Here is a 12,623-nt window from a genome sequence, read left to right as displayed (position 1 = left end):
GGACCCCGCTCCTCAATCGCCGGACGGGCTTGAAAAATCAAGCCCGTCCGGCGATTGAGGACACACCCCGAAGCGGCCCCGGGGACCCCGCGCCGCGAAGCGGGCGCATCGGGTGTGGGGCGCCCGGCCCCACGTCCCCCTCCCCCCAGGGGCCTGGGGGCGCAGCCCCCGGTTTCGGGAAGGGGCGGGGTGGGGGAACAACACCGCCTACCCTCAGAAGGCACCCGATCCCGAGGACCCCGCCGTGTCAGGACGCTTCGCCCCCCGCACCCCCACCCGCACCACCGTGCGAGGCGGCCACACCACCGTCCCCTCCGGCATCCCCGCGCAGACGCGGGCCGGCTCCAGCACCCGGTGCTGGACGCCCCCCGGGCCCCTCGATCTCGGGCTCGTGCTCGGGCCGCACCGTCGCGGGCCCGGCGACCCCACCTTCGGTACGACCCCGGACGGCTCCGTCTGGCGCGCCAGCCGTACGCCCGCCGGCCCCGGCACCCTCCGCGTCGCCCTGCACGCGAGCGCCGGCGCCGCCGAGGCCGAGGCGTGGGGCCCCGGCGCCGACTGGCTGCTCGAGCACCTCCCCACGCTGCTCGGTGAGGCGGACGACCCCGCCGCCTTCACCCCGCGCCACCGCCTGCTCGCCGCCTCCCAGCACCGCCGTCCCGGCCTCCGCCTGTCCCGCACCGGCCTGGTCCTGGAATCCCTGATCCCCTCGATCCTGGAGCAGAAGGTCACCACGGACGAGGCGTACCGGGCCTGGCGGCTGCTCGTACGCAAGTACGGCGAACCCGCGCCCGGCCCCGCACCGCGTATGTACGTGATGCCCGAGCCCCGCACCTGGGCGCTGATCCCTTCCTGGGAGTGGCACCGCGCGGGCGTCGACAACAAGCGCGCATCGACGATCCTGCGCGCGGTCCGCGTCGCCCGTCGCCTGGAGGAGGCCGCAGCCATGGAGCCGGAACAGGCCCGGGCAAGGCTGGAGTTGATCTCCGGCATCGGCCCCTGGACCTCCGCCGAAACGGTCCAGCGCAGCAACGGCGCCCCCGATGCCGTCTCCGTCGGCGATGTGCATCTGCCGGGCATCGTCGGCTACGCCCTCGCGGGCGACCGCGACGCCGACGACGCGGCGATGCTCGAACTCCTGGCCCCGTACGCCGGCCAGCGCCACCGCGCCGCCCGTCTGATCCTGCTGAGCGGCCGCACCCCGCCCCGCCGCGTGCCCAAGATGCCCCGCACAGACATCGCCGGCCTGTAGAACGCCGAGGGCAGAAGGACTTCATGGCCAAGCAACGCGTCACTGTCTGTCTCGCCCCGACCGAACCCGATGACCTCCAGCGGGCGATCGGCGCGGCCATGGCGCCCTACGACTACAACCGCGCCGATGTCCCCCAACCGGACTGGGTGGGGGAGTGGGACTACTGGTACATCTCGGCCGGCGGCTGGGAGTTCGCGGTGCTGGCCGGGCACGAGGACGATCCGAGGATCGTCAGGGAGGGCGAGGACGAGCACAGGCCGCGGCCCCGCAATCAATGCGACGGAGGCCCCAAGGGGCTGCTGGACTTCGACGCCGACCGGGCTCCGGCCGCCGAGGATCCGCGAGGCGCTGGCACGAGTGGCAGGAGTTCGCCGCGACGTATCCGCCGTCCCTGCCGCTGGGCCACTTCTGGCAGAAGGCATTCCTCGACCCGGCCGGCTACCCGGAGCGGCAGGCGCTGGAGGACTTCAAGGGCCAGCCGGTGATCCGCGCCCTGTACGCGGATCCCGAGCTGCGGGACCGTCTCGGTGACGATCCCGTCGCCTGGCACGGGGACGACCTCGCCGCCTTCGTCGAGCTCCAAGTCGCCGATGCGCTGCCGACCGTCGCCCTGCTCACCCTGGACGGCCGCTGGATCGAAGGCGGCACGCACGCGTACCGCCGCAGCATCAACGCCTATCTCGACGCCCTGCCGGCCGACGCGATGGTCGTACGGGTGCTGTACCACTCATGACGTGCCGCGGTGCTGAACAGCCGATCAGCGCACCTCGATGAAGTCCCCCGCGTCCCGCGCCGGCCGCTCCTTCGGCGCCCCGGCCGCATGCCCGACCGCCACCGCGCCCATCGGGTCCCATCCCTCCGGCAGTCCCAGCACGTCCCGTACGACCTCGCGGCAGAACATCGTCGACGACACCCACGCCGAGCCGAGCCGCTCACCCGCCAGCGCCACCAGGAAGTTCTGCACGCCCGCGCCCGCCGCGACCACGAACATCTCGCGCTCGGCGGCGTCCCGGCGCTCGTCCCCGTAGTGGTGCGAGCCGTCCGCCACCAGGCACGGCACGACCAGATACGGCGCCTTGCGCAGCACGTCCCCGCGCCGCACCCGCTTCGCGACGGACTCCTCCGACTTGCCGTCGCGCCGCAGGTCCGCGATCCACGCGTCCCGCATCGCGTCGAGCAACCCGGTGCGCGCCGCGGCGGATTCGAGGAGTACGAACCGCCAGGGCGTCGTGTGATGCGGCGCCGGAGCCGTCACAGCCGCGGCGACGGCGCGGCGCACCGCACCGCCGTCCACCGGCTCGTCCGTGAACTCCCGCACGGTACGGCGCTGGGTGACCGCCTCCCGTACCGCCTCCGAGGTCCCCAGCCGGAACATGTCGTCGGCCGCGACCCGGACCATCGCCCGTGCTCCCTCGGCCCCGTCGGCCACCAGATGCGGCAGACCGCGCACCACCGCGACCGGCAGACCCGACGCCTTGCCCTTCACCAGGTCGCCCGCCGCGGCCAGTTCGTCCGCGGTGGCGACGACGGTCGCGCTCAGCGGATTGCCGTACGTATCGGCTCCGCCGCGCAGATCGTCCAGTACCCGCACGCCCGCCGCGCCGATCGCGACATCGGTCAGACCGTTGCGCCAGGGCCGCCCGAAGGTGTCCGTGACGATCACGCCGACGTCGACGCCGAGCGACTCCCGCAGCCCCTCGCGGATCGCCCGCGCCGAGGCATCAGGATCGGCGGGCAGCAACAGCACTGTCCCCGCAGGGGTGTTGGAGGCGTCGACCCCGGCCGCGGCCATCACCAGGCCCTGCCGGTTCTCGACGATACGAAGGGTGCCGCGCCGCGCCACCACCCGTACCGTCTCCGCGTCGATGGCTGCCTCGCGGTCGGCCGCCTCGACGACCCGCCCCTCCGCCTTGCTCACGATCTTCGAGGTGACGAGCAGTACGTCGCCGTCCACCAGCCCCGGTGAAGCCGCGGTGATCAGCTTCGCGAGGTCGTCGCCCGGCTGGACCTCCGCAAACCCGGGCAGCGCCCAGACCCGGTAGGAGGGCGGGTTCACGCCCGTACCTCCTCGGCCAGGGCCAGCGCCTGACGCGCCATCTCGGCGGTCGCGTCCACATCCGTCATCAGCAGCGGCACGGCCCGGCAGCGGATCCCCGCCGCCTCGACCTCCGCCACCGCGCCCGCGTCCACCGTGTCGACCAGCCAGCCGTCGAGCAGCCCGGAGCCGTAGTGCTGGGCGACGGCCGCGGCCGTCGCCTCCACGCCCACCGCGGCCAGGACCTTGTCCGCCATGCCGCGCACCGGCGCGTCCCCGACGATGGGGGACAGGCCCACGACCGGGACGCCCGCTTCGGCTATGGCCTCGCGGATCCCCGGCACGGCCAGGATCGTGCCGACGCTGACGACGGGGTTGGACGGCGGGAAGAGGATGACGTCGGCGGCGGCGATCGCCTCCAGCACCCCGGGCGCCGGCTTCGCCTGGTCAGCGCCGACGGGCACCACGGCCTCCGCGGCCACGGACGCCCGCAGCTTCACCCAGTACTCCTGGAAGTGGATGACCTTGCGCTCGCCCTCGACCTCGACGGCGACATGCGTCTCGACGCGGTCGTCGGACATCGGCAGCAGCCGCACGCCCGGGTTCCAGCGCGCGCAGAGCGCCTCGGTGACGGCGCTGAGCGGATAGCCCGCGCTCAGCATCTGCGTACGGACGATGTGCGTGGCGAAGTCGCGGTCGCCGAGACCGAACCACTCGGGTCCCACGCCGTACGCCGCGAGCTCGCTCTTGACCTGGAAGGTCTCGTCCGTACGGCCCCAGCCCTGCTCCTCGTTGATGCCACCGCCGAGGGTGTACATCACGGTGTCGAGGTCGGGGCAGACCTTCAGTCCGAACAGATGGATGTCGTCGCCGGTGTTGCCGATCACCGTGACGTCCGCTTCGGGCGCGGCCTGCTTGAGACCGCGGAGGAAACGGGCGCCGCCGATGCCGCCGGCCAGAACCACAATGCGCATGCAGACAGTCTGTCAGGCGGAGCCTGATCCCATGAGGGGTGGTGGTCGGGCGACGGGCGGGACTGTCAGGCGGAGCCTGATCCCATGGGGGGTGGTGGTCGGGCGACGGGCGGGACTGTCAGGCGGAGCCTGATCCCGGTGGTGGTCAGGCGGCTACGACATCCCGTTCGGCCGGGGAGCACTGGGAGCTGTGCATCGGCATATCGGTCAGACCCGGGTAGTAGATGTGCAGGCTGACCGCAGGCTCGAGCGAGTCATTGACCACCTCGTGCACATATCCGGGCGCGAACACCCGCTGCGCGCCGGCCGACAGGGACCGGGAGGTGTCCGCGGTGCGCTCGGTGAGCTCGCCGTCGAGGACGGTCAGCACACCGGAGGACAGTCCGTGGTCGTGCAGCCCGCTGCCCTGCCCCGGGACCCAGGACAGCAGCCACACCTCGTAGCCCGGACCCGTGCGCAGCCGGTGGTACCAGCGGGTGGTGGTGTCGTACTGGACGAGGTGGGCCCACTGCGCGCGGTCGGTGGCGATGGAGCGGGCCAGGCCGACGAAGTCGGCGACGGTGGCCGGGTGCTCACGGGCGGGCTGGAGCAGGTGCTGTACGGCGAGGATGTCGCCGGCGATCTGGAGGTCGCTGTCGCTGTTCATGGGTGCGGTGGTTCCTCGGCAGAGAACGTGCAGTGCAGGGGTGTCGCAGGACATGCGGTGCATACGGCGATGGCTGTACGCGATGGTGAAGCTGGAGCGCTACGGCATCAACAGCTGGAACAGCAACAGCGGGCCTGGACAGCGCTGCGGAACCCACGGATGGGGGTTGCGAAGGGCGCTGAGGTCACTGGCATGCAATCAAAGGTGACGGGTGGGTCCAATACTGTCAACTCAATGACCGATTTGGCGGTAATGTTTCACCTCATCCGGTTACTGACTGCGGAGAAAGGTTTGTGCAGCCGCGACCGCGGAGACATGGCGCAGCAACCGCGCTGACAAACGCCGTTGCGGTCCCGTGATCGGACTGTGATCCGGATCGCTTCAGTGGCTCGATGGGCAACAAGATCGATCCCGGCCACGTCTTCTCCGTGTGAGAGGAGGAGTGCGGGGCAGGCCGCTGGCATGTGTCAGGTTTCTCATGATTTGAACACTTTCCGCAAAGCTTTGGTTCCCCAGAGTGAATACCGGGCCCAATAGCAGATCTCGGCTTGACTGGCTTGGAGCACCGCACTTGTAATTTCACTCGTGTCGTTCGGCCGAAAAGCGACACCGGCAACATCACGGGGACGCAAAAACAGACGAGGGGCGCACATGACCGAGCTGTTCGAACAACTGCTGGTCGAGGACGCGGACGAGGAACTCGGCTGGCAGGAGCGCGCGTTGTGCGCCCAGACCGACCCCGAGTCCTTCTTCCCCGAGAAGGGCGGATCCACCCGCGAGGCCAAGAAGGTCTGCCTTGCCTGCGAGGTCCGCCCCGAATGTCTCGAGTACGCCCTCGCCAACGACGAGCGATTCGGTATCTGGGGCGGCCTGTCCGAACGCGAACGCCGCCGGCTGAAGAAGGCCGCCGTCTGAAAACCGAACCGATACCCGAGACCCGACCAAACACCACAAGCCCGTACGTAAACCACGGTCCGCCGACTGCGCACTCGCCGCAGTCGGCGGACCGTTCTGTCCCACCCGTCGCCCGACCACCGACCCCATCGAGTCGCTTCGCGCCGCAGCGCTTTTTCATACCGTTAGTGTGGGGCCCCGTCCGAGACGCTCCAACGCCCCTACGGGGCGACCCCCCGGCCGGAGGGCCCGTACCTCAATGTCCCCCACCACAGCCGCGTTTGTTCCCGCACACCCGCCCGAGTTCCCGCGGCATGTCGTCACCGCCGTGCTTGTCTCCCACGACGGCGCACGCTGGCTCCCCGACGCCCTCGCCGGACTCCTCGGCCAGGAACGCCCCGTACAGAACGTCATCGCCGCCGACACCGGCAGCGCCGACGACTCCGCGCGGCTGGTCACCGAAGCACTCGGCGCCGAACGCGTACTGCATCTCGCCCGCCGCACCGGCTTCGGCACCGCCGTCGACGAAGCGGCCCGCACCGCCGGCGTGCTCAGCCCCGACGACCTGCCCTACCTGAAGCGGCCCAGCGGCTGGGACCCGGTCAGCAGGAGCTGGCGCGACGACGCCTACGACATGCCCGAGCTGCCCCACGGCGAACCCGTCCAATGGCTGTGGCTCCTCCACGACGACAGCGCACCCGAACCCGGCGCTCTCGCCGAACTGCTGCGCGTCGCCGACTCCGACGAATACGCCGCCATCGTCGGACCCAAACTCCGCGGCTGGTACGACCGCAAACAGCTCCTCGAGGCAGGCGTCTCCATCGCCAACAGCGGACGCCGCTGGACCGGACTCGACCGGCGCGAACAGGACCAGGGACAGCACGACCAGATCCGCTCCGTCCTCTCCGTCTCCTCCGCCGGCATGCTCATCCGCCGCGACGTCTTCGAGGAGCTCGGCGGCTTCGACCGACGACTGCCCCTCATGCGCGACGACGTCGACCTCTGCTGGCGCGCCCACGCCGCAGGACACCGCGTCCTCATCGCCCCCGACGCCGTCATGCGGCACGCCGAAGCCGCCGCCCGCGAACGCCGCACCGTCGACTGCGCGGGACGCTCCGTCGCCAGCCCGCACCGCGTCGACAAGGCCGGGGCCGTCTACACCCTCCTCACCAACGCACGCGGCGCCGCACTTCCGTACGTACTCCTGCGCATCGTCTTCGGCACCCTGCTGCGCACCCTCGCCTACCTCGTCGGAAAAGTCCCCGGCCAGGCCGTCGATGAAGTCATGGGCCTCTTCGGCACCCTGCTGCGGCCCGAACGGATCATCGCCGGACGCCGCAGGCGTTCTCGGCGAGCGGTCGAGGCCGGCGAACTGCGCCCCCTCTTCCCGCCGACGGGCGCGACCGTCCGCGCCACCGTCGAACAGGTCGCGGGCCACTTCGGCGGCAGCTCCGACGCCGACTCCGGCGGCTCCCGGCACGGCGCCGTCGAATCCGGACCCGGCGGCGACGACGCGGACTTCCTCGAGATCGAACAGTTCGCCCGCCTGAAGAAAATAGGGCGCAAGCCGGGACCGGTGCTCTTCGCCGTCCTGCTCATCGTCTCGCTCGTCGCCTGCCGCGGACTCTTCGGCAGCGGCGCCCTCGCGGGCGGCGCACTACTGCCCGCCCCGGCCGACGTCTCCGAGCTCTGGTCCCGCTACGCCGACAACTGGCACCCCCTCGGCACCGGCGGCACCCAGACCGCACCGCCCTACCTCGCGGTGCTCGCGGCGCTCTCCACCCTCTTCCTCGGCTCCACCGGCTTCGCACTCACCGTGCTGCTCGTCTGCTCGGTCCCGCTCGCCGGACTCACCGCCTACTTCGCCTCCCGGCCCATCGTCGAGTCCCGGCTGCTGCGGGCCTGGGGGAGCGTCGCGTACGCGTTCCTGCCCGCCGCGACCGGCGCACTCGCCACCGGACGGCTCGGCACCGCCGTACTCGCGATCCTGCTGCCCCTCATCGCACGCGCCGGCGTCGCCGCCCACGGACTGCGCGGCGCCAACGGCGGCGGGCGCGGAAGCTGGCGCGCCACCTGGGCCTACGCCCTCCTGCTGACCTTCACCATGGCGTTCACACCCATCGTGTGGCCGATCGCGCTCGTCCTCGGCATCGGCGTCCTCGTACTGCGACGTGACGACATCACGGCATACGGACTGCGCTTCCTCGCCGCCGTCGGCACTCCGCTCCTTGTGCTCGCGCCATGGTCGCTGACCCTGCTCACCGGCCCGTCCGGCTTCTTCCGTGAAGCCGGACTCGAGTTCGGCACCGGATCGGCCGGCGCACTCGACCTCCTCGGCATGAGCCCCGGCGGCCCCAAGGCCGCGGGCGGAACCCTGCTCATCGGTATCGTCCTGGCCGCACTCGCGGCCCTGCTGCGCGGCGAACGGCAGTTCGCGATCCGCGCCGCCTGGGCCGCCGCACTTGTCGCACTGACCTTCGCGGCGGTCGCCAACGGCTCCGGCTGGGCAGGACCCGCCACCCTCGTCTACGGCATCGCCCTGCTCGCCGCCGCCGTCATCGGCGCCGAAGGCGGCCGCTCCCGCGTCGCCGCCCAGAACTTCGGCTGGCGCCAGCCCGTCGCGGCCCTCGTCGCGCTCGCCGCCGGCATCGCCCCCCTTCTCGCCGCAGGCAACTGGATGCTCAGCGGCGCCGCGGGACCGCTGCAACGACGCGACCCCGTCCAGGTGCCCGCCTTCGTCGCCGCAGAGAGCGACACCCGCGACCAGCCACGCACCCTCGTCCTCGGCGGCAGCTCCGCCGCCAAGGTCTCGTACACCCTCGTACGCGGCTCCGGCGGCCGCCTCGGCGACGCCGAACTGTCCGAGGCCGGCGGCAGCGACGGCCGCCTCGACAAGGTCGTCGCCAACCTCGTCGCGGGCTCCGGCGCCGACCAGACCAGCCAGCTCAGCGGCTTCGCGATCCGTTACGTACTCGTACGCGACGGAGCACCGCGCCAGACCAGCCGCGTCCTCGACGCCACCCCGGGCCTCACCCGGCTGAGCCAGCTCGACGGCAGCGCACTGTGGCGCGTCGACCGCCAGGTCGCACGGGCCACCATCGTCACCGGCAAGGCCGACCCCCTGCCCGTCGCCGCCGACCCGGTCGAGGCCCACGCCACGATCCCGGCCGGTGCGTCCGGACGCGTGCTGCGCATCGCGGACCGCGCCGACGCAGGCTGGCAGGCAACGCTCGACGGCCGCGCGCTGACGAAGACCACCGTCGACGGCTGGGCCCAGGGCTTCGAACTGCCCGCCGAGGGCGGTCGGCTGGACCTGACGTACGACGACCCCGCCACCCACACGGGCTGGATCTGGACCCAGGGCGCGTTCGCGCTGGTACTGCTGGTGCTCGCGCTTCCGGGCCGGCGCCGGGAGATCGACGACGACCTGCCGGACGAGGAGATCGCCGTACCGGCTCAGCCGGTGGAGGGCGAAGGCCGCAGGGCACGCAGACTGCGCGCGCAGGCGGAAGCGGAGGCCGAATCGGAGGCCGAGTCGGACACTTCGCTGGAGACAGAGGTGGGGACGGCCGAGCAGGTTCAGGCCTACGCCGACCCGGACCCGTACGGCCGACTCGGCGCACAGCAGGCCGAGCAGCAGCCGACGCAGTACGCGGCGGTGCCCCAGCAGCAGTACGGCGAATGGGACGCGCAGTCGTACGCGGACACCGGGTACACCGCCCGGTACGACAACGAGCAGTACCAGGGCGGCGCCCAGTACGACGGCCGGCAGCAGTACGGCGGTGAGCAGTACGGCGACGGGCAGCAGTACGGCGCTGCGGACCAGTACCAGCAGCAGCCGTACCAGGCCGGCCCGTACCAGGCGGCGACCTACGGGGACGGGCAGTACCAGGAGGGCCAGTACGACCCGTACGGCTACGACCGGCAGGGCGGACAGCCCTACCCCGACGGCAGCGAGACCGAACAGCATCCCGGCAACACTTCGCGAGGCGAGTCAGAGTGAAGCGCACAACCATCTCCCTGATCGCGACCACCGTCGCACTCGCCGCGATCACCGGGTTCGCCGCCCTCACCGCACCGGGCGGCGGCTCGACGGCGGAAGCCGGGGCCGCGGCGCGGCTGCCCGTCGAACGCTCCAGCCTGCTCTGCCCGGCGCCGAGCAGCTCCGAGATCGCGGAGACGGCGTACACGTCGTTCACCCCGGTCGGGAAGACCGGAGACGCGAAGGACGGTGCAGCCGAGCTGAAGGCGTCCGCCGCCACCCTGGCCGACACCGGCACCGCGCCCAAGAAGGACCCCAAGAAGGACACCAAGAAGGACGCCACGGCGGAGGGCGCGAAGAAGCCGGCGCCTGACAAGGCGGTGCTCGCGCTGAAGGAGCCCGGCAAGCCCGTCGCCGCCAAGGCCGCCGGCGGCGAGGCCCCCGCCCTCGTCGGCACCGCCACCGGCCGCCTCGCCCCCGGCTGGACCGCCCAGCAGACCACCACGGTCACCGCGGGCGGCTCGCGCGGCGTGCTCGGCGTCAGCTGCACCGCACCCGACACCGACTTCTGGTTCCCGGGCGCCTCCATCGCCAAGAACCGCCAGGACTACGTCCACCTCACCAACCCGGACCCGACGGCGGCCGTCGCCGACATCGAGCTGTACGGCAAGGACGGCGCCCTCAAGACCACACTGACCGAGGGCATCCCGGTCCCCGCCGGATCCAGCGTCCCGGTCCTGCTCTCCACACTGACCTCCGACCCCGCCGCGGATCTGACCGTCCATGTCACCACCCGCACGGGCCGCGTCGGAGCGGTGGTGCGGGCAGCCGACGACAAGGCGGGCAGCGACTGGCTGGCCGCCTCGGCCGATCCGTCGGGCACCGCGGTACTGCCGGGCATCCCTGCGGACGCCACCTCGGTCCAGCTGGTGGCCTTCGCGCCCGGCGACGACGACGCCGACCTGAAGGTGCAGCTGGCGGGCGCGACCGGCCGGATCACCCCGGCCGGACACGAGACGCTGCACATCAAGTCCGGCATGACCGCGGCCGTCGACCTGCAGGACGTCACCAAGGGCGAGGCCGGATCACTGATCCTCAGCCCGGCGCAGAGCAGCCGGGCGACCCCGGTGGTGGCGGCGCTGCGCGTCGTGCGCGGCAAGGGCGACAAGCAGGAGGTCGCCTTCATCCCGGCGACCGCACCGGTGGGGGAGCGGGCGACCGCGGCCGACAACCGCGCCAAGGGCTCGATCCTGTCCCTGACCGCGCCGGACGCCGGCGCACAGGTCAAGGTCACCGCCTCGGCGGGTACGCAGGGCGGCACTCAGGTCGTCAAGACGTACACGGTCAAGGCCGGTACGACACTGGCGGTCCCCCCGCCGGTCCCGACAGGCCTCAAGGGCTCGTACGCGCTCACCGTCGAGACGGTGTCGGGCGGCCCGGTGCACGCGTCACGCACGCTCACGCTGCCGCAGGACGGCATCCCGATGTTCACGGTGCAGACGCTGCCGGACGACCGGGGGACGGTGGCGGTGCCGAAGGCGGAGCAGGACCTGTCGGTACTGGACGACTGACGAGATCGACCGGCGCGACGACCGACAGCAGTGGACTGCCGTCGGTCAGTCCTGTCCGTATCGCGGGTCGACCGACTCCGGCGCCAGCCCCAGCAGCTCAGCCACCTGCTCCACGACCACCTCGTGCACCAGCAGTGCGCGCTCGTCGCGATTCTTCGTCCGGATCTCGACGGGCCGCCGGTAGATCACGATCTGAGCCCGCCGTTCCTTTTCCGCGGGAGCCGAGCTGCCCAGCGGCACCGACTCGTCCGGCGCGCCCGGCACGTCCAGGACGAGGAAATCGACGTCGGCGAGCTGTGGCCAGCGTCGCTCCAGCCGCTCCACCGAGTCCTGCACCAGGTCCCGGAAGGACTCGGCCCGGCTGGCGGCGAGGGGTACCTGGGGCGGCGCGACCGGCCCGCGCATCCCGCGGCCGTGGCGGTCGCGGCGACGCGGCCGCGGTTCGGACGGGCGGGGCGGCACAGAACTGTCCATCACTGACGCAGGGTAACTCTCACTGGGGTGCGGCGATCGGGTCCGCGCCGCGGGGAGGGGGCATGTCGCTAATTGAGCATTCCGGCCAAGCTTGGGCCCGATTCCATACCTCCCCACGATCGCCGTTCTCATCGTGATTGACCTTATTTACCCCGAGTCATGACCGCATCGCCCGCGGGTGTCGCCGGCGCGCTTCTCCTCCCGCGCAGGTCAGGGCAGTTGCTCGAGGAGCCTCTATGGTCGACATCACAGCACGACACGGTGGGGTGACCTGGTGGAGAGTCGTCGCAGCCCGCTCAAGAGTGCGGTACCGTCCAACGTCGTGAGCCCTGTACGTCGCTGTTCGCGCACCGCGTGCGGCCGCCCCGCCGTCGCGACACTGACGTACGTCTATGCCGATTCGACCGCGGTCCTCGGCCCGCTCGCCACCTATGCCGAGCCCCACTGCTACGACCTGTGTGCCGAGCACAGTGAGCGCCTGACCGCCCCGCGCGGCTGGGAGGTCGTGCGGCTCACCGACGGCTCCGCCCCGTCCCGCCCCAGCGGCGACGATCTTGAGGCGCTCGCCAATGCCGTACGGGAGGCAGCCCGCCCGCAGGGACGGACCGCCGAGGCCGGCGCGCAGAACGGCCGCCGCACGGCGGACCCGATGGAGGTCGCGCGCCGCGGCCATCTGCGGGTGCTGCGTTCCCCGGACTCCTGAGCCCTCGCGCCTCTGGAGCGCGCCCTTCTGCTGAGCGCCTTCGCTCCACCTGCTGAGCGCCCTCGCTCCACCTGCTCCAGCTGAGCCCCGCC

At 71.9% G+C, this 12,623-nt stretch carries 10 protein-coding genes; 6 read left to right on the top strand and 4 right to left on the bottom strand.

Annotated features, from left to right (window positions below; translation table 11 throughout):
• Positions 1-244 precede the first annotated feature (244 nt).
• Together ACFWDI_RS38425 and ACFWDI_RS38420 are read left to right on the top strand one after the other, a co-directional pair.
• The gene (locus ACFWDI_RS38425; RefSeq protein ID WP_385311466.1) at positions 245-1,252 is read left to right on the top strand and encodes a DNA-3-methyladenine glycosylase family protein; all 1,008 of its coding nucleotides are present in this window, start codon (positions 245-247) and stop codon (positions 1,250-1,252) included.
• Between the two features lie 274 nt (positions 1,253-1,526).
• A complete protein-coding gene (locus ACFWDI_RS38420) occupies positions 1,527-1,985 on the top strand; it encodes a hypothetical protein (protein ID WP_385311464.1) in 459 nt (152 codons plus the stop codon).
• A 24-nt stretch (positions 1,986-2,009) separates the two neighbouring features.
• On the opposite strand, the gene ACFWDI_RS38415 is transcribed toward ACFWDI_RS38420, so the two are convergent.
• The 3 genes from ACFWDI_RS38415 to ACFWDI_RS38405 form a co-directional block, all read right to left on the bottom strand.
• Entirely contained in the window at positions 2,010-3,308 is a 1,299-nt protein-coding gene (locus ACFWDI_RS38415; RefSeq protein ID WP_385311463.1) for a coenzyme F420-0:L-glutamate ligase, read from the bottom strand.
• The gene (gene cofD, locus ACFWDI_RS38410) at positions 3,305-4,261 is read right to left on the bottom strand and encodes a 2-phospho-L-lactate transferase (protein ID WP_327323974.1); all 957 of its coding nucleotides are present in this window, start codon (positions 4,259-4,261) and stop codon (positions 3,305-3,307) included. Before cofD ends, ACFWDI_RS38415 begins: the two co-directional genes overlap by 4 nt.
• 145 nt (positions 4,262-4,406) lie before the next feature.
• Entirely contained in the window at positions 4,407-4,907 is a 501-nt protein-coding gene (locus ACFWDI_RS38405) for a cysteine dioxygenase (RefSeq protein ID WP_385311461.1), read from the bottom strand.
• Positions 4,908-5,558: 651 nt separating this feature from the next.
• On the opposite strand from ACFWDI_RS38405, the gene ACFWDI_RS38400 reads away from it, so the two are divergent.
• The 3 genes from ACFWDI_RS38400 (at position 5,559) to ACFWDI_RS38390 (ending at position 11,354) form a co-directional block, all read left to right on the top strand.
• On the top strand, positions 5,559-5,822 hold the full coding sequence (locus tag ACFWDI_RS38400) for a WhiB family transcriptional regulator (RefSeq protein ID WP_326650296.1): 264 nt from the start codon (positions 5,559-5,561) through the stop codon (positions 5,820-5,822).
• 238 nt (positions 5,823-6,060) lie between these two features.
• Positions 6,061-9,804: a glycosyltransferase gene (locus tag ACFWDI_RS38395; protein ID WP_385311460.1), complete on the top strand. Its 3,744-nt coding sequence runs from the start codon at positions 6,061-6,063 to the stop codon at positions 9,802-9,804.
• Positions 9,801-11,354 carry a DUF5719 family protein gene (locus ACFWDI_RS38390; RefSeq protein WP_385311457.1) on the top strand — a complete coding sequence of 518 codons (1,554 nt, stop codon included), beginning with the start codon at positions 9,801-9,803 and terminating at the stop codon, positions 11,352-11,354. Before ACFWDI_RS38395 ends, ACFWDI_RS38390 begins: the two co-directional genes overlap by 4 nt.
• Before the next feature lie 45 nt (positions 11,355-11,399).
• Here the strand turns inward: ACFWDI_RS38390 and ACFWDI_RS38385 are convergent, their stop codons facing one another.
• On the bottom strand, positions 11,400-11,828 hold the full coding sequence (locus ACFWDI_RS38385) for a metallopeptidase family protein (protein ID WP_385311456.1): 429 nt from the start codon (positions 11,826-11,828) through the stop codon (positions 11,400-11,402).
• A gap of 274 nt (positions 11,829-12,102) precedes the next feature.
• Here ACFWDI_RS38385 and ACFWDI_RS38380 point away from each other — a divergent pair, with 274 nt between their 5' ends.
• The gene (locus ACFWDI_RS38380; protein ID WP_366735827.1) at positions 12,103-12,531 is read left to right on the top strand and encodes a DUF3499 domain-containing protein; all 429 of its coding nucleotides are present in this window, start codon (positions 12,103-12,105) and stop codon (positions 12,529-12,531) included.
• Positions 12,532-12,623: the final 92 nt, after the last annotated feature.

The organism is Streptomyces sp. NPDC060064, assembly GCF_042736455.1.
In the GTDB taxonomy this organism is placed as follows: domain Bacteria; phylum Actinomycetota; class Actinomycetes; order Streptomycetales; family Streptomycetaceae; genus Streptomyces.
This window is presented reverse-complemented; position numbering and strand designations above follow the sequence as displayed.